Origin of the sequence: Pseudomonas sp. MEJ086 (assembly GCF_030209025.1) — a bacterium.
In the GTDB taxonomy this organism is placed as follows: Bacteria; Pseudomonadota; Gammaproteobacteria; order Pseudomonadales; family Pseudomonadaceae; genus Aquipseudomonas; species Aquipseudomonas fulva_A.
This window is the reverse complement of sequence record NZ_JARVSV010000030.1, coordinates 1-23,813: the sequence shown is the minus strand read 5'-3', so window position 1 is coordinate 23,813 and position 23,813 is coordinate 1. Positions and strand designations below refer to the sequence as shown.

18 protein-coding genes are annotated in these 23,813 nt (G+C 64.1%); 7 read left to right on the top strand and 11 right to left on the bottom strand.

Annotated elements, in window-relative coordinates:
* Positions 1 to 7: 7 nt before the first annotated feature.
* The 4 genes from QRN22_RS19410 to QRN22_RS19395 form a co-directional block, all read right to left on the bottom strand.
* Positions 8 to 673, bottom strand: coding sequence for an amino acid ABC transporter permease (locus QRN22_RS19410; protein ID WP_042555886.1), 666 nt, complete (start codon positions 671 to 673; stop codon positions 8 to 10).
* Positions 666 to 2,477, bottom strand: coding sequence for a cis-3-hydroxy-L-proline dehydratase (lhpI, locus tag QRN22_RS19405; RefSeq protein ID WP_042555887.1), 1,812 nt, complete (start codon positions 2,475 to 2,477; stop codon positions 666 to 668). The genes QRN22_RS19410 and lhpI overlap by 8 nt, the downstream gene beginning before the upstream one ends.
* Positions 2,478 to 2,613: 136 nt before the next feature.
* Positions 2,614 to 3,432, bottom strand: a complete 819-nt coding sequence (locus QRN22_RS19400; protein ID WP_042555888.1) for an ABC transporter substrate-binding protein — start codon at positions 3,430 to 3,432, stop codon at positions 2,614 to 2,616.
* Positions 3,433 to 3,651: 219 nt separating this feature from the next.
* Positions 3,652 to 4,401 carry an AraC family transcriptional regulator gene (locus QRN22_RS19395; protein WP_042555889.1) on the bottom strand — a complete coding sequence of 250 codons (750 nt, stop codon included), beginning with the start codon at positions 4,399 to 4,401 and terminating at the stop codon, positions 3,652 to 3,654.
* Between the two features lie 211 nt (positions 4,402 to 4,612).
* On the opposite strand from QRN22_RS19395, the gene QRN22_RS19390 reads away from it, so the two are divergent.
* The gene (locus QRN22_RS19390) at positions 4,613 to 7,030 is read left to right on the top strand and encodes a glucose/quinate/shikimate family membrane-bound PQQ-dependent dehydrogenase (protein WP_042555890.1); all 2,418 of its coding nucleotides are present in this window, start codon (positions 4,613 to 4,615) and stop codon (positions 7,028 to 7,030) included.
* 925 nt (positions 7,031 to 7,955) lie between these two features.
* Here the strand turns inward: QRN22_RS19390 and QRN22_RS19385 are convergent.
* The 5 genes from QRN22_RS19385 to QRN22_RS19365 all read right to left on the bottom strand — a co-directional run bounded on the left by QRN22_RS19385 (position 7,956) and on the right by QRN22_RS19365 (position 12,505).
* The gene (locus QRN22_RS19385; RefSeq protein WP_042555891.1) at positions 7,956 to 9,218 is read right to left on the bottom strand and encodes an NAD(P)/FAD-dependent oxidoreductase; all 1,263 of its coding nucleotides are present in this window, start codon (positions 9,216 to 9,218) and stop codon (positions 7,956 to 7,958) included.
* Positions 9,215 to 9,451, bottom strand: coding sequence for a 2Fe-2S iron-sulfur cluster-binding protein (locus QRN22_RS19380; protein WP_042555892.1), 237 nt, complete (start codon positions 9,449 to 9,451; stop codon positions 9,215 to 9,217). Before QRN22_RS19380 ends, QRN22_RS19385 begins: the two co-directional genes overlap by 4 nt.
* Positions 9,444 to 10,568, bottom strand: coding sequence for an NAD(P)/FAD-dependent oxidoreductase (locus tag QRN22_RS19375; RefSeq protein ID WP_042555893.1), 1,125 nt, complete (start codon positions 10,566 to 10,568; stop codon positions 9,444 to 9,446). Before QRN22_RS19375 ends, QRN22_RS19380 begins: the two co-directional genes overlap by 8 nt.
* Positions 10,565 to 11,638 (bottom strand): proline racemase family protein, encoded by a 1,074-nt coding sequence (locus tag QRN22_RS19370; protein WP_042555894.1) that lies wholly within the window; start codon positions 11,636 to 11,638, stop codon positions 10,565 to 10,567. The genes QRN22_RS19375 and QRN22_RS19370 overlap by 4 nt, the downstream gene beginning before the upstream one ends.
* A 153-nt stretch (positions 11,639 to 11,791) precedes the next feature.
* Positions 11,792 to 12,505 carry a murein L,D-transpeptidase catalytic domain family protein gene (locus QRN22_RS19365; protein WP_042555895.1) on the bottom strand — a complete coding sequence of 238 codons (714 nt, stop codon included), beginning with the start codon at positions 12,503 to 12,505 and terminating at the stop codon, positions 11,792 to 11,794.
* Between the two features lie 152 nt (positions 12,506 to 12,657).
* Here QRN22_RS19365 and QRN22_RS19360 point away from each other — a divergent pair, with 152 nt between their 5' ends.
* Positions 12,658 to 14,271 carry a L,D-transpeptidase family protein gene (locus tag QRN22_RS19360; protein ID WP_156152776.1) on the top strand — a complete coding sequence of 538 codons (1,614 nt, stop codon included), beginning with the start codon at positions 12,658 to 12,660 and terminating at the stop codon, positions 14,269 to 14,271.
* Positions 14,272 to 14,409: 138 nt separating this feature from the next.
* On the opposite strand, the gene QRN22_RS19355 is transcribed toward QRN22_RS19360, so the two are convergent.
* Both QRN22_RS19355 and QRN22_RS19350 read right to left on the bottom strand, forming a co-directional pair.
* A complete protein-coding gene (locus QRN22_RS19355) occupies positions 14,410 to 15,081 on the bottom strand; it encodes a GntR family transcriptional regulator (RefSeq protein ID WP_042555896.1) in 672 nt (223 codons plus the stop codon).
* A 48-nt stretch (positions 15,082 to 15,129) separates the two neighbouring features.
* Positions 15,130 to 16,080, bottom strand: a complete 951-nt coding sequence (locus tag QRN22_RS19350) for a LysR family transcriptional regulator (RefSeq protein ID WP_042555989.1) — start codon at positions 16,078 to 16,080, stop codon at positions 15,130 to 15,132.
* Positions 16,081 to 16,268: 188 nt separating this feature from the next.
* Here QRN22_RS19350 and QRN22_RS19345 point away from each other — a divergent pair, with 188 nt between their 5' ends.
* From QRN22_RS19345 to QRN22_RS19325, 5 genes are all read left to right on the top strand, one after another.
* Positions 16,269 to 17,684: an acetyl-CoA carboxylase biotin carboxylase subunit gene (locus QRN22_RS19345; RefSeq protein ID WP_042555897.1), complete on the top strand. Its 1,416-nt coding sequence runs from the start codon at positions 16,269 to 16,271 to the stop codon at positions 17,682 to 17,684.
* A 10-nt stretch (positions 17,685 to 17,694) separates the two neighbouring features.
* Complete coding sequence (gene oadA / locus QRN22_RS19340) at positions 17,695 to 19,506, top strand: sodium-extruding oxaloacetate decarboxylase subunit alpha (RefSeq protein WP_042555898.1); 1,812 nt, start codon at positions 17,695 to 17,697, stop codon at positions 19,504 to 19,506.
* Between the two features lie 335 nt (positions 19,507 to 19,841).
* Positions 19,842 to 21,056: a YeeE/YedE family protein gene (locus QRN22_RS19335; RefSeq protein WP_042555899.1), complete on the top strand. Its 1,215-nt coding sequence runs from the start codon at positions 19,842 to 19,844 to the stop codon at positions 21,054 to 21,056.
* Positions 21,050 to 21,886 carry a hypothetical protein gene (locus tag QRN22_RS19330; protein WP_042555900.1) on the top strand — a complete coding sequence of 279 codons (837 nt, stop codon included), beginning with the start codon at positions 21,050 to 21,052 and terminating at the stop codon, positions 21,884 to 21,886. Before QRN22_RS19335 ends, QRN22_RS19330 begins: the two co-directional genes overlap by 7 nt.
* Before the next feature lie 305 nt (positions 21,887 to 22,191).
* Positions 22,192 to 23,565: an alanine/glycine:cation symporter family protein gene (locus QRN22_RS19325; protein WP_042555901.1), complete on the top strand. Its 1,374-nt coding sequence runs from the start codon at positions 22,192 to 22,194 to the stop codon at positions 23,563 to 23,565.
* Positions 23,566 to 23,813 lie beyond the last annotated feature (248 nt).

The following is a 23,813-nucleotide window of genomic DNA, read 5'->3' as shown; positions in this document are numbered from 1 at the left end:
TGCTTCCTCAGTAACGGAACAGGCGCCAGGCCAGCAGCCGGGCAACCGCTACGATCGCCTTGGCGATCAGGTAATACAGCACCGCCGCGATGGCGAAGAACTCGAAGGTGCGGAAGGTCTTGACGTTGTAGTCCTGGGTGACGCCGGTAAGGTCGTTGTTGAGGCCGACGATCACCCCCAGCGATGTCATCAGCACGGCCCAGACCATCTGGTTGGTCAGTGGGTAGAAGACGATGCGCAGCAGCTGCGGCACGACGATCATCCGATAGGCCTGAAAGGCGCTCATGCCCAGCGAGCGGGCAGCACGCACCTGAGTGTCGGGTACCGCCTTGAGGCCACCACGGAAGTTTTCCGCCAGGTAGCCGGCGTTGTTGAAGGTGATGCCGGCCAGCAGGGCGACCCAGGAGCTGACGTGCCAGCCCATCGAGCCCAGGCCGAAGTACAGGATGTAGATCTGGAACAGCGACGGCGTGTTGCGCGCGATGGATACCCAGCCATTGGCGAAGCCGCGGGCCACGGGGTTCTTCAGCTCACGCATCACCGTCAGGGCGAGGGCGATGAACACGCCGAAGATCATCGACAGGGCGGCCGTTTCGAAGGTCACCCAGGCGCCGGCGAGCATGTCGGGCAGAGCCTTGAATGCCTGGCGCCAATGGAAGGTGTAATCAAACATGCGTGGGGTTCTCCACAGGGGAAGCCGGTTGCAGCCAGCGCGGCAGACGGCCGCTGGCCTGGCCCGAACAGGCGGCGTCGACGCACTCGGCCAAGCTGGCGAAGTGCACCGAACGGCCGACCAGCCCGGGCGCGTAATGGGCGTATTTGCCCGAGTTGGTCATCAGGGTGCGGCAACGGGTCGGCACCACCGGCTCGCCGAGCATGCACCAGCAGGTGTCGGTCACCAGCGTCGCACCGAATGCTTCCAGCACGCTCAGGTAGCCGGCCGCGCGGGCCTGCTCGAGAATCGCTCGACCGCAGGTGATCACCAGGCTTACCTGAGCATGCTTGCTGCGGCCCGCGCACAGGTGCGCGAGGTGGGCGAATTCGCTGAGCGAGAAGTGCGGATTACCGAGCGCGATCAGGCCTACCTCGGCTTCATCAGCGCTGTTGAGTTCGTCCCAGCTGCGCCGCAGATCGGCGAGGGTGACCGGCTCGGTGGGCGTCGATTCGGCGCTGTGGATAACGTTCTCCGGGTGCCTGGCTTCCGGCGTCACCCCGGCGATATGGAACAGTGGTGCTGCCGAACTGGTGGCGAAGGCGGCGCCAAAGGCCTTGAGATCGTCCAGGCTCGGCTGAGCCTGTTCCAGGCCGCGTACCAGCGGAATGCCGCTGCCGCAGAGCAGGCCGACGTGGTAGCCGAGCAGCGGGTAGAAGGCATCGTCCAGCTCGGCGAGCTCTGGCAGTTGTATCTGCAGGCTGGCCATGCGGTGCTCGTCGAGGTGACAGCCGACCCTGGGCGCACGGCCGGTGAGGGCGATGCAGATATCCAGGTAATCGGGATATTTGAGGGTGCGTGCTCCAAGCACGCTGTTGGCGTAGACCACCGCATTGGATTCCGCCCAGACGATCTGCTCGCCTCGGGCGGGTGCGCTGTCCAGCAGGTAGGGCGCACAGGTGAAACTGAGCTGGGCGCCCATGGCCATGTAGGCATCACCGAGTGCACTGGCTGGTTCGCCGAATGCGGCGTCGATGCCCAGTGCACGCCAGCGACGCTGGTCCACGGAGATTGAATTGAGGGTGGTGGGAACCCTTACCTTGGCCCCCCAGGCCACCAGTTGCTCGGCGAAGCGCAGGCTGGCCGGGCCGGTATAGATGCAACCGTCGATATGCGCCTGGGTGATATCCAGCAATTCGCTGGCGCCCTGCAGTTCGGCCATGCGCAGCACCAACTGCATGGCCACCTGTGCCGCCTTGCCATGGCTGCCATCTAGCAGGGCACGGTCGCTTTCGCTCAATTGCAGGGCGCTGGCGAACAGCGGCTGCTGACGTATCGAAGCCACACCTGTCGGCCGCGCATCGGCAGGGGGTTGTGGATAAAGGTGCAGCCGTTCTCCATCGAGTCGGGCGTAAGCCTGGCCGCGCAAGCGGGTGAAGGCTTCATGGCCGATGCACAGCACGGCGATGGAGCGCTGGAACAGCAGTTCGGCCACCAACACACCCAGGGTAAGGATCTCGTCGGCCTCGGCCAGCACCAGCGCGGTAGGGGCATGCTCGCCACTGAGCAGCTCCATCATCACGCTGCTGCCGGTGCAGGAGCCGCGACCACTGGGAATCGCCAGTACGCGGCCCGCCAGGTTCTCGCCACTGAGCGGGTGATGACGGTCGATCACCTCGCCCGTGAACGGGTCGACGCCGCCCCAGAAACTCAGGCCCATCTCGGCGAACAGCAACTCACCCTCGGCGCACCCGGCGACCAGGCTGCGGCCCTGAATGGCGCAGGCTGGCAGGTGGGGCGAGGGATGGTCAGCGACTGTTGGCATCGATGGCTCCAGGCGTGAATGAAAAGCCCGGCGCCATGGGGCGCGCGAGCATGAAATCGTGGGTGTTGCTGGTCGGGTGGGTCGGGCCGCGCGGGTCAGGCGCTGCGCCTCGACCCACCCTAGGAATGGCGGTTGATCAGTAGTACACGCCCGGCACGGTCAGGTTGGCCGGCTTGATTTCGTCGCCGACCCACTTCTTCCACAGCTCGTCGTAACGGCCGCTGCGCACCTGCTGGTTGACGAACAGGTTGAGGTAATTGATCAGGCCGTACTCGTCACGCTTGGCCGCCAGGGACACGTAGTCGACGACGTAGGGCGCATCGCCGACCACTTTCAGGCCCTTGTACTTGCCGGACTTGAGGGTGGCGGCGGCCACGGTGTTGGTCACTACGGTGGCAGCGATATGGCCCTGGGCGACGGCGAGGATGGTGTCGTTCTGCGACTGGTAGGCGCGGAAGGTACCGTCGCCCCACGCCTTCACGTCCTTCTCGAGAGCGATGGCTTCGTAGGTGCCGCTGGTGTTACCCACAGGCTTGCCCTTGAGGTCGGCATAGCTGTTGATGCCAGTGTCGTCGCGGGTCAGCACGACCATCTGGAAGGCGAAGTAGGGCACGGTCAGGCCAACGGTCTTGGCACGCTCCAGGGTGTCGGAGGTGGAGGCGACGATCACGTCGGCGCGGCCGGAAACCAGCGCCGGGATGCGATCCGGGAACGGTGTCTCCACCACTTCGGCATCGACGCCAAGCACTTTCGCCAGGTCATTGCAGTAGTCGACGTCGAAGCCGACCGGCTGGTTCTTGTCGTCACGCGAGCCCATGGGTGGGAAATCCAGGGTCACCGCGCAGCGCAGCTTGCCGGATTCGATGATCGAGTCGAGCTTGTCGGCGTGTGCGGTGCCGATCAGTGTGGTGCTGAGTACTGCGCTGAGGGCTACGGCAAAAGCGGGGTTCTTCATAGGGGCCTCGAAACTGTGCAGACGCTGGTTATAGGAAATTTCGTATACGATATTTGATATGCAATGGCTGTGCCTGTTCTTTGGCTCGTCGCTGAGCGGCCCACGGGCCGAGGGATTGGCGGAAAATAGAGGGGAGGGTGCGGCGTTCAGTGCAGGCGGGGTGTTACATAAGGGAGCGATGTGTAGCGTCGAGCGCCCCGTTTCGGAACAGCGCCGGTATCAGTCCCTGTGCGAGTCCCGGAACTGGCTGGGTGTCAGCCCGGTCAGCGACCTGAACTGGCGGCTGAAGGCGCTGTGATCGGTGTAACCGCAGCGCAGGGCGATCTCGGTGATCGGCAGGTCCTGCAGCAGCAGGCGGCTGGCCTCACCGAGGCGTGCCTTGTGGATCATCTGCCGCGGAGTGAGCTGGAAGATGCGCTTGCAGTGGCGCTCCAGCTGCGCCACCGACAGGCCTGCCAGGCCGGTGAGCTCGGCCAGGCTGATCGGCCGGGCGAAATGCTCGCGGATATGGGCGTCCACCGCCGCCAGTTTCGGGTAGGCCGGGTGGCTCGATTGCGGCAGTTGCACATCCCGGGAAATACCCGCCACGCCGATGATCTCGCCCGCGTGGTTACGCAGTGCCAGTTTGTGGGTAAGGCACCAGACGGGCTGATTGCCGTAATAGAGATGCAGCTCCAACTGGTCGGCGAGTTGGCTGCCGTCCTTGAGTACCCGGCGATCCTGCGCCGTGTAGGAGGGGCCGAAGCTGGCCGGGAACACCTGTTCGGCGGTCATCCCGAGCAGCCTGGCCTTGCTCTTGAAGCCCAGCCGCTGCGTCAGCGTCTGGTTCACCAGCGCGTAGCGGGCTTGGCTGTCCTTGATGAAAAACACCACCTCGGGCAGGGCGTCGAGCAGCGGCTCGATCTGCCGCAGGCTGGTGATCAGCGCAGGCAAATCTTGATGTAGGGCGGTGGGCAGCAGAGTTTGCATGGCGGGTGGCGGCTGATCAGGTGGCGCTGAGCCTACCGCGTCGGATTGACGCAGGAAAATGTACCGTTTGGTTAATTTTCGGGTGCGACGCGTCCCGTTTCGGTGCACACTGGTACGCATACCAATTATTACAAACAGTATTGGCGACTATCCTCAGGGGTGGTGGCGTCGATGCTGTGTTTCTGTGTTCGTGACAAAACAGGATAAAACGATGAATGAGGGTAAAGGTGCCCAGCGCGGCACGCGTGCACTACTGCTGATCGTCGGCGTCTTGATCGCCCTGGTCGGCCTTGCCTTGCTGGGCGGTGGTGGTTATCTGGCCAGTCTCGGCGGCAGCTTGTACTTCCTGAGCATGGGCCTGGCCGTGCTGGCCAGTGGTGTGCTGATCGCCGCTCGCAAGCCCACCGGCGCCTGGCTGTTCGCCCTGGCGCTGCTCGGTACCGTGATCTGGGCGCTGGTCGATGTCGGCCTGGTGTTCTGGCCATTGTTCTCTCGCCTGTTCACCTTTGGCGTGATGGGCCTGGTCGTCGCGCTGATCTATCCGACCCTGAAGAAAGCGGCAGGCGCACGCGGCGGGCGTGGTGCCTACGGGTTGGCAGCCGTACTGGCGGTGGCGCTGATCGCCAGCTTCAGCGGTACCTTCCTGGCTCACCCCACCGTCGCGGCGAACGGCGATGGCCCGGCCGTGAAGCCGGTCGACCCGACCCAGGCCCAGAAGAACTGGGAACACTACGGCAACACCGCTGGCGGTAGCCGTTTCGCCGCCCTGGATCAGATCACCCGTGCCAACGTGAAGGACCTGCAGGTCGCCTGGACGTATCACACCGGTGACGTGGCGGAGAGCAATGGTAATGGCGCCGAGGATCAGCTCACTCCGCTGCAGGTGGGTGACAAGGTGTTCATCTGCACCCCACACAACAACATCATCGCCCTCGACGCCGATACCGGCAGCGAGCTGTGGCGTAACGACATCAACGCTCAGGCTTCGGTCTGGCAGCGTTGCCGTGGCCTGGCCTACTTCGACGCCGATGCACCGCTGCAGCAGCCTGATGCTGCGGGTGCCGTCGCGGTGCCGACCGTGGCTATCGCCGAAGGCGCCAATTGCCGTCGTCGTCTGCTGACCAACACCATCGACGCCCGCCTGATCGCCGTAGACGCCGACACCGGCGCGCTCTGCGAAGGCTTCGGCGAGAATGGCCAGGTCGACCTCAAGGCCGGTCTGGGTGCTGCGCCGGATCCCCACTACCAGCTCACCTCGCCGCCACTGCTGGCCGGTACCACCGTCGTGGTGGGCGGGCGTGTGGCCGACAACGTGCAGACCGACATGCCTGGCGGTGTGATTCGTGGCTTCGATGTGGTCACTGGCGCCATGCGCTGGGCGTTCGATCCGGGCAATCCTGAGGAGCGTCAGGCCCCGGCCGACGGCCAGACCTACGTGCGCAGCACGCCGAACTCCTGGGCGCCGATGTCCTACGATCCGGCCATGAACACCGTATTCCTGCCCATGGGCAGCCCGTCCACCGACCTGTACGGTGCCGAGCGTACCGAGCTGAACCACAAGTACGGCGCCTCGATCCTCGCCCTGGACGCCACCACCGGTGCGGAAAAGTGGGTCTACCAGACCGTGCACAACGATCTCTGGGATTTCGACCTGCCGATGCAGCCCAGCCTGATCGATTTCCCCAAGGCTGATGGCAGCAAGGTGCCTGCGGTGGTGATCGGTACCAAGGCCGGGCAGATATTCGTGCTCGATCGTGCTACCGGTCAGCCGCTGACCGAAGTGGCGGAAGTGGCGGTCAAGGCGGCAGACATCAAAGGGGAGCAATACGCGCTCAAACAACCCCTGTCGGTGGGCATGCCGCAGATCGGCGCGCAGACCCTGACCGAGTCGGATATGTGGGGCGCCACACCGTTCGACCAGATGCTCTGCCGCATCGCCTTCAAGCAGATGCGCTACGAGGGGTTGTACACCGCACCGGGCACCGACGTGTCGCTGAGCTTTCCCGGCTCACTGGGTGGGATGAACTGGGGTGGCCTGTCCACCGACCCGGTCAATGACTACATCTTCGTCAACGACATGCGTCTTGGCCTGTGGGTGCAGATGATTCCGGCGCAGAATCGCGGTCCGGCCTCGTCCGGTGGCGAAGCCGTCAATACCGGTATGGGCGCGGTGCCGCTCAAGGGCACGCCTTATGCGGTCAACAAGAACCGCTTCCTGTCGCTGGCTGGCATTCCCTGCCAGGCGCCGCCGTTCGGCACGCTGACCGCCATCGACATGAAGACCCAGCAGATCGCCTGGCAGGTACCGGTCGGTACCGTGGAAGACACCGGTCCGCTGGGCATCAAGATGCGCCTGCCGATGCCGGTGGGCATGCCGACCCTGGGCGGTTCCCTGGCCACGCAGTCTGGCCTGGTGTTCTTCGCCGGTACGCAGGACTACTACCTGCGCGCGTTCGATAGCGGCACTGGCAAGGAAGTCTGGAAACAGCGCCTGCCGGTAGGCAGCCAGGGCACGCCGATGACCTACGTGTCGCCGAAGACCGGCAAGCAGTTCATCGTGGTAACGGCCGGTGGCGCCCGTCAGTCGCCGGACCGCGGTGACTACGTGATCGCCTACGCGCTGCCGTAAGCTCACCTGCACGCTAACGAAGGCCGCATCGCCCGGAAGGGGATGCGGCCTTTTTCATGCCTGTGATTCGAGTGACCGAAAGCCTGAGGCATTCGCCTCAAAGCAGGGACATGAGAGTTACCCACATTGCTTGGTGCCCCGCCTCCCTGCAATGCGATGGCGGCTCCCAATAGAATCGCGTGAGTACTCCGCAATCTGTAGGAGCCCGCTTGCGGGCGATGCTGTGGTGGCCATAAGTAGATGCGCGTTATGGCCATCAATCGCTGGCAAGGGCTAGGCGCCCCGGCTCCTACGATAAGACCTGAGTTATCCACAAGACGCAGAGATGCGGCCCAGCGGCAATTCCTGGGGTACTTGGATTAGGAAAGGGAACTGGCCATAGCATGGAAGGGAAACAAGGCTGAGCGCCAGAAAGCAGAAAGGGGAGCCGAGGCTCCCCTAAATCTTGTTCGAATCATCGTTCTTATTAGTGCTACCGGCCTTTTGTTCTTGTTTTTAGCCGCGGCCCCCAATGGGGGCCAAGAGCGAACGGATTTGTTTGGACGCTGATGTTGCCGTGATCCTGAGATCCAACCCGTCTGTCGCTGCCTTGCAAAGCAGTTTTATTGTTCTCGACCCGGTTGCGGTACAAGCCCGAGGGCGGTCCTCTCCAAAGAAATCAGTTAGCTGCGTCTCTGCGATTTTGTCTTTCTTATGCTAGAGCCGTTGTCTTGTTCTTGTTATCAGATGTGTCTTGTTATTTTTGTTGTGCGGAACATAGAGCATATCCTGTGCCAATTTTAGAATATCTATATTTTTCAATTACTTAGTGTTTTACGATTTTTTCGGCTCGGGTTTTCGCTACAGAAAGCGTTACCGCACTACCCGGTTTGTTACCGTTTGATGGAGCGCTGGAACACCTTCTCGAAAATGAGATTCATTGCCATTATTGGTGGCTCTGGAATGGGCCTTCCAGCTGCATCAGCGTATCGATTCGGGTCGGTCCGAACGGTGGGCGGGGCGCCCCTGGCTGCCAGCCGAACAGGTATTGCGTGGCTGCACCGCATACCCGGCCCTGGCAGGCCCCCATTCCGCAGCGGGTCGCCAGTTTCGCTTCGCGCCAGTTGCCGTGCCTGGCGACGGCGGCGTAGGGCACGTCCTCGCAGCGGCACAGCAGGGTATCCGGCTCGGCCAGGCGTTTTAGTGCCGGGTCGAGGGCGAATCGCTTGTTCAGCTCATCGGCAAAGCGCTGCCAGCGTGCGCGCCCTTTCCAGAGACGTTGCGCTGCCCCGCGGTTACCGGCGGCGGCATGGCCGGCGATGCGGCCCTCGACCAAGGCCAGTTCGCTGCCGCCGAAGCCGGTGCATTCCCCCGCGGCATAGATGCCGGCCACATCGGTGGCCTGCCAGGCATCCACCTTGATGGCGTGGTTATCCAGCGTGCAGCCGAGGGCCTGCCCCAGTTGCCCATTGGGAATCAGGCCGAAACCGCACGCCAGGCGCTCGCACTCCAGCTCTTCGATCTTGTCGCCGCGCTGCAGGCGTACGCCTTCCAGGCGATGCTGGCCCAACGCGGCGACGATCCGAGTGCCAGGGCGGTAACCGCTGTCGACCAGGCTGAAGGATTGCAACAGCTTGTGCGGCCAGCGCGGCAGTTGTAGGGCGAAGGCGGCGACCGAGCCGGCTGATGCCTGCTCGGCGATGCGCAGCACCCGGGCACCGTTGTGTTTCGCCGTACCCGCGCTGGCCAGCAACAGCGGGCCGCTGCCGGCGATCACGATGCGTTCATCGGCTACTGGCAAGCCGCCCTTGATCAGCGCCTGCAGGCCACCGGCACCGGTAACACCGGGCAATGTCCAGCCGGGAAACGGCAGTAACAACTCTCGCGCCCCGGTACACAGGATCAGCTTGCGGTAGGCGATCACCCAGCCGCGCTGGGAGTCTTCTACCAGCAGCCCATGGCTGCCTGACCGTGCCACCACACGAGTGGCGGCGTGGCGCTGGATATTGCTGTGCGTATCCACCGCATCGCGCAGGCGGCGTGCCTGGATTGGGATGCTTGCCTGAGCGCCGTCCCGCCAGATCTGTCCGCCCGGCAACGGGTTGTCGTCGAGCAGCACCACCTGGGCGCCATCGTTGGCCGCGGCCAGCGCTGCGGACATGCCCGCCGGGCCAGCGCCGATGATCAGTACGTCAGTCTGTTCGCTCATGGCCGCGTCTCCACGTGCATGCCATCGCGGCACAGGGTCTGGCAGGCCAGTCGGCGCAGGCCGTCGATGGTTACCCGACATTCCTGGCAGACGCCCATGCCGCAGAGGGGAGCGCGGCGCTGGCCGCTGACCGAGGTGCGCGTGCTGCCATCACCGGCCAGCGCCAGGGCTGCGGCGACCGTGGTGCCCGGCGCTACGCTGAGCGGGCGGCCATCGAGATGCAGGTCAGGCATGCGCGGGGTCTCCAGCTTGGCTCAGGTAACGTCGCGGCGAATATGCCGCGGCAGGGATTGGCTCGGCCTCGTTGAACAGCAGTGCAGCGAGCAGATCGGCGGTACCCGGCGCGGCGGTAACACCCAGCCCTTCGTGGCCGACCGCCAGCCACAGGCCGGGCTGTGCAGGGTGTTCGCCAATCAGCGGCATGCCGTCCGGGGTGGCGGCACGAAAGCCCGCCCAGGCGCGAATGCCATTGAGTTGCGCCAGGCCTGGCGCATAGCTCGCGGCATGCTTGAGCATGCGGGCCAGCAACCAGCCCTCGACCTCGGGGTCCAGCGTATCGAACTGCCTGGAGGTGCCGATGAACAGCTGGCCCGTCGGCCGCGGCTGGATGTTGCAGGCCACCGAGGCGCCGCTGCTGTTGTGCACGCTGGTCAGGTAGCTCAGCTCGGTGATGGTGTGAGTGACCGGATGCGGGTAGCGATCGGTGATCAGCAGATGGCCTTTCTTCGGCGCGATGGGCAACTCCGGGCACAATTCCACGGCCTGTATGCCATTGGCGAGCACCACGGCATCGGCGCTCAGCCAGCTGCCGTCTTCGAGGCGTACACGGTTGCCGTCCAGCTCCGTGACCTTGGCGCGGCGTTGTGTGATACCGGGAGCGTCGAGCATCCAGCGGGCGGTGTTCGGTGCATAGAGAATACCGTCGTCGGGTAGGCGCAGGGCGCCGTGCAGACCGTCGCGCAGGATCGGCTCCATCCCCTGCAGGGCGTGGCCGGGCACCATTTCGCAGCGTATTCCCTCGGCACGCAGGTTGACGCTCTTGGTTTCCGCCGCCGCCAGCTCCTGTTCGTTGGCGGCCAGCCACAGCGTGCCGTTGTTGCGATAGGCGCAGTCGCTCGGCAATTGCGGGCCCAGCTCACGCCAGCGGCGCACCGAGTAGCGGCTGATGTCGAGTTCGGCCTGGTTGTCGTCGAGTACCAGCAAGTGCCCCATGCCCGCGGCAGTGGCTCCATGCAGACCGGCATCGATCACCAGCACCTGCTGGCCGCGGCGGGCCAGTTCGCGGGCGCAGGCGGCGCCGATGATGCCAGCGCCGATGACGATCACATCAGCGACCCGCGTCGGGTTCACGGGCGGATGCCCCAGGCGAACGGGTCGTCCTGTTCGAGCAGCAGGGTCGCCTCGGCGCTGATATTGGCGCGACCACGAATGGTCGGAATCACTTTGTCGCCCTGCCATTCGAACGAGCCATCGAACAGGCTGCCGATCACGCTGGCCTGGCGCCAGATCTCGCCGGGTTGCAGCTTGCCATCGGCGGCCAGGCAGGCCAGCTTGGCACTGGTGCCGGTGCCGCAGGGCGAGCGGTCGTAAGCCTTGCCAGGGCAGAGCACGAAATTCCTGCTGTCGGCTCGCAGCGAAGCTGCTGCGCTCGATGATGCTGCGTTGGGAACTGGCGAAAAATGCTCATTTACAGCCAGTAAACTGCGCTTTTTCGCCAGCTCCCGCCTTGCCTCCTCATCGCTCGCGACGCTTGGCTGCGAGCCTTCGGCTTGTTCATCTTCTGCAAACAGCTCGATGTGGTCGATAAGGCCGCCGTCCTCGCCACGAACGCCCTGGTCCTCGAGCGCCTTCTGCACCGCGTAGGTATACGCGGTCAGGGCTTCGACGTTGTCTCCCGCGATGCGCTGGCCGTGGTCGGCGATCAGGAAGAACCAGTTACCGCCCCAGGCGATATCGCCCTGCACCGAGCCATAGCCCGGCACCTGCAGTTCGACGGCCTGACGGTAACGGTAGGACGGCACGTTGCGCACGCTGACCGAGCGATCTTCATGCAGGGTCGCCTCGACCGTGCCCACCGGGGTTTCGATCTTGTGCACGCCGGCGCCGATGCGCCCCATGTGCGCCAGCGATACCACCAGGCCGATGGTGCCGTGCCCGCACATGCCGAGGTAGCCGGTGTTGTTGAAGAAGATCACTCCGGCACAGGCGCTAGGGTCGACCGGCTCGCAGAGCAGGGCGCCGACCAGCACGTCATTGCCGCGTGGCTCGAGAATGCAGGCGGCACGCCAGGCATCGTGCTCGCTGGCCAGCAGCTGTTTGCGCTCGGCCATGCTGCCCTTGCCGAGATCAGGAAAGCCGCTGACCACCAGACGGGTCGGCTCGCCGCCGGTATGTGAGTCGATCACTTCGATGCGTTTCATGGGAGCTGCGCCTGTATGCCGATTGAATGGTTACAGGGTGACGCGAGGCGGGCTGCCCGGCTTGAAGGATTTGCGCGGGCGTGATGACGAAATCGGCATAGTGGTCCAGGCCGTTCCTGACGCCCTGCATGGCACCCACCAATCGACCGCGTATCAGCCCTCTTTGGCGCTGACGATGCTCGCGACCAGGCCGGGCTTGCAATTGATGAACGCCGACGACTGCAACCAGCGCTTATCCGGGTAGTACGAAAACATGAATTGGCCGCCCTTGAGGCTGTCTACCACCATGCGGGCGACTTCCGGGCGCACGGCAGGGCAGCCCTGGCTGCGGCCGATTCGGCCCTGGGTCTTGATCCAGGCTGGGTTCACGTAATCGGCCGGGTGTATGACGATGGCGCGCTGGCGGGCAAGATCATTGAAGCCTGGTTCCAGGCCGTCCATGCGCAGCGAGTAGCCGTGCTTGCCGGTATAACTTTCCTGGGTGCGGAACAAGCCGATGCTGGACTGATGGCTGCCTTCGGTATTGGAGAACCGGGTGGCGAAATTTTCACCGGACTGCTGGCCATGGGCGACCAGATCGTGCAGCAGCAAGCGTTTGCTGGTCAGGTCGAAGATCCACAGGCGGCGTTCGCTGGAGGGCTTGGAAAAATCGATGACCGCCAGTCGTTGAGCGGGTACGGCGCCATTATTGATGGCGCAACGCATGGCGTCGATGGCATGGTTGAGTACCTTGCGATTCAATGCCGGTGCTTTGGCAGACAGGCTTTCCAGCAGGGGATCGGGAGCCAGTGTGGCGGCCATCAGGGACGGAACGGGCAATGCCAGGCAAAGAAAGGCTAAGCAAATTCGCTGAATCGTGGTCATCATTTCAAGTCTCTGAGTTTCGGCCATCGATATGTCGAGCCTTCGCCAGGCGATGCGGGCACAACAAAGCCCGCGATTCTAGCAGCCGAAATCTTCTGACCCGCGGGCCAATCCGACGGGCTGTCATTCACTTTGTCGTAAATTGGAGCGGCGCTTTGTTTTCTCCCACTTCATCCGCCGCCTGGGCGTTGGTCCTCACCGCTCCTCTGGCCGTGGCCGATGCCATGCCACCCAGCCCTCTCGAACAGCAGCTCGCCGAACCCAGCCTGACCTGCGTATCGCCGGCCCTGAACCTTACCGCCAAGGATCGCGAATGGCTGGAGCCTTTCTATCTGCTGCGTGGTTCGCAGCCGGTGTGGAGTGAGCAGAACCTGCCCACCTTGCTCGCGCAGTTGGATACGCTGGCCGACGATGGCCTCGAGCCTCGCGCTTACCATCTTGAGCCGCTGCGTGAGCTGGCCGCGGTGGAAAGCCCGTCGCCACGTCTTTCCGCCTGTGTCGAGGTGCTCGCCACCACGGCTTATCTGCAGGCATTGCGTGACCTGGCCTATGGGCGTCTGGAGCAGTCTCAGGTCGAGCCGCTCTGGGAGCCCGAGAGCATGGCCATGGAGCAGAGCCAGGCACCGCTGCTGGCCATCGCCCAGGCGGGGTTGAGCGATCCGGCGCAAGCCTTCGAGCAGGCCCGTCCGGATTTCGGCCCCTACCGGGAGCTGCGTCAGCGCTATGCCGATCTGCGTCGTCAGGCACTGCCGCAATGGCTGGCGATTCCGGGCGGAACCCTGTTGCGTCCTGGTGCGGTGGACGGGCGCGTGCCCCTGCTCGAGCAGCGCCTGCAACTGCATGGCGATCTTTCCCAGGGCGCCCCGGCATTGGTCGCCGAGGAAACATCGGTGTACTCCACTGCGCTGGTGGAGGCCGTCAAGGCCTTCCAGCGCAACCACCTGCTCAAGCCCGATGGTGTGGTCGGCCCGGGCACGCTGGCCGAGCTGAACCGCTCGGCCAGCGAGCGCATGGATCAGATCCGCATCAACCTGGAGCGCCTGCGCTGGCTGTCCCACGAGATCGAGCCGACCAGCGTACTGATCGACGTGGCTGGCGCCGAAGTGATCTTCCTGCGTGACCATGCGATCGCCTGGCAGGCACGCACCCAGGTTGGCCGCCCGGCCCGGCCGACGCCGTTGCTGCGCTCGCGGATCACTCACCTGACCCTGAACCCGACCTGGACGATTCCACCGACCATCCTGCGCGAGGACAAACTGCCGGAGCTGCGCCGCGACGCCGCCGGCTATCTGGCCGCCAACCATATGCAGGTGATCGATTACGAAGGCAATCCGGTGGATCCGCGTGGCGTCGACTGGGAGCGCCCTGGCCGCGTGATGATTCGTCAGTCTGCTGGCGCTCACAGCCCATTGGGCAAAGTGGCGATCCGCTTCCCAAATCCGTTCTCGGTGTACCTGCACGACACACCGAGCCAGCGCCTGTTCGACAACCTGCCGCGGCTGTTCAGCTCAGGTTGCGTGCGCATCGAGCGGGTGACCGAGCTGGTCGATCAGTTGCTCGCCGAAGCCACTCCAACCGACCGCGCGCGGATCGCCAGGCAGTGGGACAGTGGTCGCACGCTGCGTGCCGATCTGCCGCGCCCGGTACCGATCCTGATGGCGTACTGGACAGCCCAGGTCGGCGCCGACGGGCAGGTGCAGTTCCGCCCCGATATCTACGGCCACGACGCTCGCCTGCTCAAGGCGCTGGATGCGTCGAACCGGATCTAGGGCGTCGCGGTTCGAGGAACCTTTGCAAGGCAGTAGCAAGTGTCCATCGGTTCAGTGTGGGAGTGGGCCACGCCCGCGATCTCGTGAGCCGCAGGTATTTTGCTGAACGGCCGCTTCCGTATGTTTAAGCCTGCCGATTCAACGGTGCTCGGGCAGGTGCTCGAACAGGCTGCGGCAGACGCCGATGATGTGCTGGTCGAGCAGGGTGACCGCCAGTTCGACGTCACGGGCGCGGCAGGCGGCGATGATCTCGCGGTGTTCGCGGTCGGCGCGATCCTTGCCCTCGGAAAGGCTCATCTGCATGCGCAGGTAGCGCTCCAATTTGTCGTGGATGGAGCGGATCAGGCTGACCAGGAACGGACGCTGCGCCGGCTCGTAGAGGCAGGCGTGCAGCTCCCAGTTGAGTTCGGCCCAGCGGCCGATGTCTTCCTCGCCGATGAACTCCTCGCAGATGCGCTCGGCGCGGGCGAAGGTCTCTTCGCTCATGTTGGGAATCGCCAGGCGCAGTACCTTGTCTTCGAGGAGAATGCGCACCTCGAACATCTGCGCCAGCTCCGGCTCGGAGATGCGCGTGACCACCGCTCCCTTGTTGCGCTGGAACACCACCAGCCCTTCGGCTTCCAGGCGCTTGAGCGCCTCGCGCACGGGAATCTTGCTGACGTTGAACAGCTTGGCGATGTCGTCCTGACGCACCGGCTCGTCTTCGGCGAAATGGCCGGAGACGATGGCATCGCGCAGGTGCTTGGTGATCACCTCGGAAGCGGACGGGGTGATGCCCAGATTCGGGGCGTTCAGGGGAGGTAATGGCACGCTGAGGCACCCGCTAGGTGAGGGTTTTGGATATCATATACGAAATCCCTACAGCGAATTGCTCGCGCCGCTGAATTGCTCGGCCAGAGCGCCAATCTGCGTGCGCTCGTTACGCACGAAATTGAAGAACGCCTGGGCGACAGGCGACAGGTATTTGCCCCGCGGATGCACCACGCACCAGCTGCGCAACAACGGCAGTTCGGCTACCGGTAACTCGCGCAGCACGCCCAGTTGCAGTTCGCGACGCACGGCATGGCGCGGTATCAGGGCCAGGCCCAGCCCGGCGATCACCCCCTCGCGCTGCCCCTCCATGGAGCCCACCTCTTGCAACTGGGCGAAATGTGCACGCTTCTGGTGACAGTACTCTTCACAGGCTCGCCGGGTGCCCGAGCCAGGTTCGCGCACCAGCAATGGCCAGGCACACAGGTCCTGTAACTGCAACGATCGTGCCTGGCTCAGCGGGTGATCAGCGGGCGCCACGGCGATGATCGGGTTGTTCAGGAAGGGCAGAAACTCCAGGGACATGTCCGCCGGCACCTGGGACATGATCAGCAGGTCGTCCCGGTTGGCGCTCAGTCGCCTGACCGCCTGGGCGTGATTGACCACGGTCAGTTGCAGGCTGACTTCCGGATGCTCGCGGCGAAAGGCGGCGAACAGATGCGGCATGAAGTACTTGGCGCTGGACTCGATGGCCAGGCTCAGTTGGCCCTGCAGCGAGCCCTTGAGATCGGCCAGCTGCATGTCCAGGCTTTCCAGGCGGCCGAAAATGTCTTCGCTGGCGCGCTGCAGGGCTTCGGCTGCCTCGGTCAGGTACAGCCTCTTGCCGACGTAATCGAACAGCGGCTGATCGAGCAGCTCCTCGAGCTGGCGGATCTGCAGACTCACTGCTGGCTGGGTCAGGGCCATTTCTTCAGCAGCGCGGCTGTACGAGCGGTTGTCGCACACCGACCGAAACACCTGAAGTTGACGAAAGGTCATACGTAACAATGACTTGCGAATTTTATTCACCACTCCAGTGGATTCTTGTTCGTCCAGCATAAGTTTTTACTTATGCAGGACCCAATAAATATTGATTTTGGTTAATTGTTACAGCCGAGTAGGGTTAAGACAGAAGCCGGAGTGGAGTTATCCGGTCATATCTCGACCCTTAAAGGGTTGCCTGTTCACGTGATCGAGGATGCTGGCTCGTGATCAAGAAAATCCTGATAGCCAACCGTGGCGAGATCGCGGTCCGTATCGTGCGGGCCTGCGCCGAGATGAACATTCGGTCGGTGGCCATCTATTCGGATGCCGACCGCCAGGCCTTGCACGTCAAGCGTGCCGACGAGGCCTATGGCATTGGCGACGACCCTTTGGCGGGTTACCTGAACCCGCGCAAGCTGGTGAACCTCGCCGTGGAAACCGGCTGCGACGCGCTGCACCCCGGCTACGGCTTTCTCTCCGAGAACGCCGAGCTGGCAGAAATCTGCGCCTCACGCGGCATCAGGTTCATCGGCCCGAGCGCCGAGGTCATCCGCCGCATGGGCGACAAGACCGAGGCCCGGCGCAGCATGATCAAGGCCGGCGTGCCGGTGACGCCGGGCACCGAGGGCAACGTGGCGGATATCGCCGAGGCGCTGCGCGAAGGTGATCGCATCGGCTACCCGGTGATGCTCAAGGCCACCTCCGGTGGCGGTGGGCGGGGCATACGTCGCTGCAACAGCCGCGAGGAACTGGAGCAGGCGTTCCCGCGGGTGATCTCCGAGGCCACCAAGGCGTTTGGCTCGGCCGAGGTGTTTCTCGAGAAGTGCATCGTCAACCCGAAGCACATCGAGGCGCAGATTCTCGGCGACAGCTTCGGCAACGTGGTGCACCTGTTCGAGCGCGATTGCTCGATCCAGCGGCGCAACCAGAAGCTCATCGAAATCGCCCCCAGCCCGCAACTGACCCCGGAGCAGCGCGCCTACATCGGTGACCTCGCCGTGCGCGCCGCCCAGGCGGTAGGCTACGAGAACGCCGGTACCGTGGAGTTCCTGCTCGCCGAGGGCGAGGTGTACTTCATGGAGATGAATACCCGGGTGCAGGTGGAACACACCATCACCGAGGAAATCACCGGCATCGACATCGTTCGCGAGCAGATCCGCATCGCCTCCGGCCTGCCGCTTTCCATCAAGCAGGAAGACATCCAGTACCGCGGCTTCGCCCTGCAATTCCGGATCAACGCCGAGGACCCGCGCAACAACTTCCTGCCGTCGTTCGGCAAGATCACCCGCTACTACGCGCCTGGCGGCCCGGGCGTGCGCACCGACACGGCGATCTACACCGGCTACACCATCCCGCCGTATTACGACTCCATGTGCCTGAAGCTGATCGTCTGGGCGCTGACCTGGGAAGAGGCCCTGGCCCGTGGCTCCCGTGCGCTCGACGACATGCGCGTACAGGGCGTGAAGACCACCGCCACCTACTACCAGCAGATTCTCGCCAACGACGAATTTCGCAGCGGGCGCTTCAACACCAGCTTCGTCGACAACCATCCCGAGCTGCTGAACTACTCGATCAAACGCAAGCCGGGCGAACTGGCCCTGGCCATCGCCGCCGCCATCGCCGCCCATGCCGGCCTGTGAGGAACACACCATGACAAGAAAAATCACGGTCACCGACACCATCCTGCGCGACGCCCACCAGTCCCTGCTGGCCACCCGCATGCGCACCGAAGACATGCTGCCGATCTGCGACAAGCTCGACAAGGTCGGCTACTGGTCGCTGGAAGTCTGGGGCGGCGCGACCTTCGACGCCTGCGTGCGCTTCCTCAAGGAGGACCCGTGGGAGCGCCTGCGCGAGCTGCGTGCGGCATTGCCCAATACCCGCCTGCAGATGCTCCTGCGCGGGCAGAACCTGCTCGGTTATCGCCATTACAGCGATGACGTGGTCAGCGCCTTCGTTGCCAAGGCGGCGGAGAACGGCATCGACGTGTTCCGCATCTTCGATGCCATGAACGATGTGCGTAACCTGCGCGTTGCCATCGAAGCGGTGAAGACCGCCGGCAAGCACGCCCAGGGCACCATCGCCTACACCACCAGCCCGGTGCACACCGTCGATGCCTTCGTCGCCCAGGGCAAGGCCATGCAGGCCATGGGCATCGACTCCATCGCCATCAAGGACATGGCCGGTCTGCTCACGCCTTACGCCACGGCCGATCTGGTCAAAGCGCTGAAAGCCGAGATCGATCTGCCGGTATTTATCCACAGCCACGACACCGCGGGCCTGGGTTCGATGTGCCAGCTCAAGGCCATCGAGGCGGGCGCCGACCATATCGATACGGCCATTTCCAGCTTCGCCTGGGGCACCAGCCATCCCGGTACCGAGTCCATGGTCGCCGCGCTCAAGGGCAGCGAATACGACACCGGCCTGGACCTCTCGCTGATCCAGGAAATCGGCATGTACTTCCACGCGGTGCGCAAGAAGTACCACCAGTTCGAGAGCGAATTCACGGCGGTCGACACCCGGGTGCAGGTCAATCAGGTGCCGGGCGGAATGATTTCCAACCTGGCCAACCAGCTCAAGGAGCAGGGCGCGCTGAACCGCATGAACGAAGTGCTGGCGGAGATTCCGCGGGTGCGTGAAGACCTCGGCTTTCCGCCTCTGGTCACGCCCACTTCGCAGATCGTCGGCACCCAGGCGTTCTTCAACGTGCTCGCCGGCGAGCGCTACAAGACCATCACCAACGAGGTGAAGCTCTACCTGCAGGGCGGCTACGGCCAGGCGCCGGGCAAGGTCAACGAAACGCTGCGCAAGCAGGCCATCGGCAGTGAAGAAGTGATCGACGTGCGGCCGGCCGATCTGCTCAAGCCGGAGATGGCCAACCTGCGCGGGCAGATCGGCGACCTGGCCAAGTCCGAGGAGGACGTGCTGACCTTCGCCATGTTCCCGGATATCGGCCGCAAGTTTCTCGAGGAGCGCGAAGCCGGCAGCCTGCAACCCGAGGCGCTGCTGCCGATTCCCGATGGCAGCGGCGTGGCGGCAGCCGGCGGGGCTGGCGTACCGACCGAATTCATCATCGACGTGCACGGCGAAAGTTACCGCGTGGATATCACCGGCGTCGGTGTGAAGGGCGAGGGCAAGCGGCACTTCTACCTGTCCATCGACGGCATGCCCGAAGAGGTGGTGTTCGAAGCGCTCAACGACTACGTCGCCGGCGGCACCGGCAGCAAGCGCCGCACCGCCAGTGCGCCGGGTGACGTGAGCACCAGCATGCCGGGCAATATCGTCGACGTACTGGTCAAGGAGGGCGACACCGTGAAGGCGGGACAGGCCGTGCTGATCACCGAAGCGATGAAGATGGAAACCGAAGTGCAGGCGCCGATCGCCGGCACCGTCAAGGCCGTGCACGTGGCCAAGGGCGACCGGGTCAACCCGGGCGAGGTGCTGATCGAAGTCGAGGCCTGACTGCCCACCGTTTTACCTCTGGGGGCCGAACCAGGCTGTGTGAAAACTACTGCGCTCGTTCATGCGGCGTCAAAAGCCGGCTCAAAATGCTCGTTTACACCTCGTAAACTGCACTTTTCGCCGATTTTTGCCTTGCCTGACCTTCGCTCGCTACGTTTTCACATGGACTGGAACGGCCCCTTTTTTTGCTTGGTGTGATCTGCAGCGGTGCATTGACCAGCCGCTTATAGCGCGACGAAATGGGCACTGCATGAGTCGGTCTAACCAATGACTGCCATGGCGCTTGGGAAAGGCTAAAATAACCGACCGTTTCAATTGGTTATTCGAAGGTCTATATGAGTTTGTCCATTCCTGCCACCGCGCCGGCCAATCGTCCAGGCACGCCGCTGGTCGCCATCGCGCTGCTGCTGGCTGGTGCCCTGGCCCTCACCTTCGCGGTGAGTGGTCGTCAGGCGTTGCTGTTCATCGTCGGTGGTGCGTTGGGCCTGGTGCTGTACCACGCAGCATTCGGTTTCACCTCGGCCTGGCGCGTGCTGCTCAACGAGCGCCGTGGCGCCGGCCTGCGCGCGCAGATGGTGATGCTGGCGATTGCCGTGCTGCTGTTCTTCCCGGCGCTGTCTGTGGGCACGCTGTTCGGTGAGCCGGTAAAGGGGCTGGTGGCGCCGGCAGGTACTTCGGTGATCGTCGGCGCTTTCATCTTCGGCATCGGCATGCAGTTGGGCGGCGGATGTGCGTCCGGCACGCTGTTCACCGTGGGCGGTGGCAATGCGCGGATGCTGGTGACGCTGCTGTTCTTCATCATCGGTGGCGTTGGCGCGACTCATCATCTGCAGTGGTGGTCGGCCCTGCCAAGCCTGCCGCCGACCTCCATCGTCACCAGCCTGGGTCTGGTGCCCGCACTGTTGGTCAGCCTCGCCTTGTTCGCCGCCATCGCTGCCCTAAGTGCCCGTCTGGAACTGCGTCGGCATGGCAGCCTGGAGCGTGCGGCGCCCAGTGAGCATCAGGGCTGGCAACGTTTCCTGCGTGGCCCCTGGCCGCTGATCTGGGGCGCGGTGCTGCTGGCGCTGCTCAACTTCGCCACCCTGGCGCTGGCCGGTCGCCCATGGGGTATCACGTCGGCATTCGCGCTGTGGGGCGCCAAGGTGCTGCAGGGCTCCGGTGTCGACGTTTCCGCCTGGGCGTTCTGGCAGCAACCGGGCAATGCGCAGGCGCTTGCCGCACCGCTGTGGGAGGACATCACCACGGTGATGGATATCGGCATCGTCATCGGCGCACTGCTGGCCGCTGGCCTGGCCGGGCGCTTCGCTCCGAACCTGAATATTCCGCTGCGTTCGCTGATCGCCGCGGTGATCGGTGGCCTGCTGCTCGGCTACGGCTCGCGTCTGGCCTATGGGTGCAATATCGGCGCCTACTTCAGCGGTATCGCCTCCGGCAGCCTGCACGGCTGGCTCTGGCTGGTGGCAGCGTTCATCGGCAATGGCGTGGGCGTACGCCTGCGGCCATTGTTCTTTCCCGGCGAGCGCCGTGAGGAGAAGCTGACGGGATGCTGATGGCCAGCCGCGCGAGCTCGGGCGCGCTGCTTCTTGGCGTATTGCTGAGCGTTGCATTGAGCGGCTGCCAATCCCCGCTGCAACAGCTCGACGAGTTGGCGGGCAAGCAGGATCAACGCCTGCAAACCCTCGACAGCACGCCCTTTCCGTTGCTCCTGAGCGCGCCAGGCAGAGCGCTGTCCACCTCGCGGATTCGGGTGTATCTGGAAGGCGATGGTCAGGCCTGGGCGACCCGTTCGCAGCCCAGCCTCGACCCTTCTCCCCGTGACCTGCTGGTGGCTCGTCTGGCGTTCGCCGATCCCACACCGAGCCTGTACCTGGCGCGGCCCTGTCAGTTCGTGCGCAGCGATGCCTGCGACACCGCGCTGTGGACGGATCGGCGCTTTGGCAGCGAGGTGCTGGCCAGCCTCGACGGTGCCCTCGATCTCATCAAGACGCGCTACGGCAACCGTGACTTCGAACTGGTCGGCTACTCCGGTGGCGCGGCCCTGGCCCTGTTGCTCGCCGCCCGCCGTGATGATGTCGCCAGCGTGCAGACGCTCGCGGGCAACCTGAGCCCGCGTCGTTGGGTGCAGGTGCGCCAGTTGAGCCCGTTGACCGGCTCGCTGGAGCCGCTGGATTATCGTGAGCGGCTGACGCATGTGGCGCAACGTCACCTGGTGGGCGACGATGATCGTGTGGTACCGGCCGAAGTCCTGCGCGAGTACCTCGATGGCCTTGGCGAGGCGCGGTGCGTGGAGGCCGTCAGCCTTGCGCAGGTGTCGCACCGCGACGGCTGGGAGGCCGCCTGGGCACAGTGGCGGCAGCTGCCGTTGCAGTGCGCTCAATGACCTCTGGCGAAACCCGGGTGGGCGAGGCGAACGCCTGATTCGGTGCGCTGCTGCAGCTAAATTCCCCGTTTTTTCGGCCCCTCTCGCGGGCAAGTTGTTATAGCCTTGCCCTCCTGGCAACAATCGGCCCCGTCGCAATCGATTGATTCGCCTAACATTTCGTTACGTTCCCAGGGTTCGTAACGCTGCCGCCCAAGGCTGCACGGACGCATCTGCGTTCATCCCTCGACATCCCGTGCTACCAGCCCGGGTGCCGTTCCTGCCGGCCACGAGCCGCACCGGATAGAACAAGAAGGATATCCTCGATGGAACAATTTCTCGCTGTACTCTCGGCCATCAGTGGTTTTATCTGGGGCCCGTTTCTGCTCATCCCCCTGCTGCTGCTCACGGGTCTGTACCTGACCATTCGCCTGCGTGGCATCCAGTTTCGCGTGCTCGGCCACGCCTTCTGGTTGGCTTTCGTCAAACGCAAGGAAAAGGGTGACGTACCCGGTGACGTTTCTCACTATCAGGCTCTGGCCACCGCGCTGGCGGCGACCATCGGCGTCGGCAATATCGCCGGGGTGGCGACTGCCATCGGCATCGGTGGCCCGGGCGCGCTGTTCTGGATGTGGATGACCGGCCTGGTCGGCATGGCCACCAAGTACTCCGAAGCCTTGTTGGGCGTGAAGTACCGGGTCACCGATGCCAGGGGCGAGCAGAGTGGCGGGCCGATGTACTACCTGACCCGTGGAGTCGGCGGCACCCTGGGCAAGAGCCTGGGCATCGCCTTCGCGATTTTCGGCGCGATTGCCTCGTTCGGGATCGGCAACATGGTGCAGGCCAACACCGCCGCCCATCAGCTTCATGACACCTGGGGCATCTCGCCGACCGCCACCGGCTTGGTGATGGCCATTGCGACTGCCGTGGTGATCATCGGCGGGATCAAGAGCATCGGGCGTTTCGCCGCGGGCGTGGTGCCGGTGATGATCGTCCTCTACATCATCAGCAACGTCGCCGTGCTGGTGGTGTTCGCCGACCGTCTGCCGGACGCCATCGTACTGGTCTTCACCGATGCGTTCAGTGGCAGCGCGGCGGCCGGTGGTTTCCTTGGCTCCAGCATTATCCTGGCCGTGCAGATGGGCGTGGCGCGGGGCATCTTTTCCAACGAGTCGGGCCTGGGGACCGGTGCCATCGCCGCGGCAGCGGCGAAAACCGACAAGCCGGTGCGCCAGGCCATGGTCTCGATGACCCAGACCTTTCTCGACACCCTGGTAATGGTGACCTTCACCGCCTTTGCGATCATCGTCACCGGCGCCTGGACCCAGGAGGGTCTCAAGGGCGCGCCGATGACCGCCTGGGCGCTGGAGCAGGGCCTCGGCGGCGGTTGGGGTATCTATACGGTGACCATCGGTGTGCTGGTCTATGCCTACACCACCATCCTCGGCTGGTCGTACTACGGCGAGCGCTGCATGGAACGGCTGATGGGCCGCGTCGCGGTGATGCCGTACCGGCTGATCTTCTCGGTGGTGGTGTTCGTCGGAGCGGTAACTTCGCTGGAGGTGGTGTGGACCTTCTCCGACATCGCCAACGGCCTGATGGCGCTGCCCAACCTGATCGGCCTGTTGCTGCTCTCCGGCATCGTGGTCAAGGAAACCCGCGATTACATGAGCCGCAAGAACTGGAAGACCGAGGACTGATTCTCTCCTGTAGGCGCCGGCGGCGTTGACGTTCACGCTGGCGTCGAGGGTGAGAGCGCTTCGCTGGCAAGCCAGCTCCTACGGGGTACCGGTATGTGGCAAGGACCTATTGCCAATGCGGGCTGTGTAGGAGCCGGCTCACCGGCGCTGGCGGCGGTGGAATTCACGCTGACGTCGAGGGTGAGACCGCTTTGCTGGCAAGCCAGCTCCTACGGGGTACCGGTATGCGGCAAGGACCGCTTGCCAAT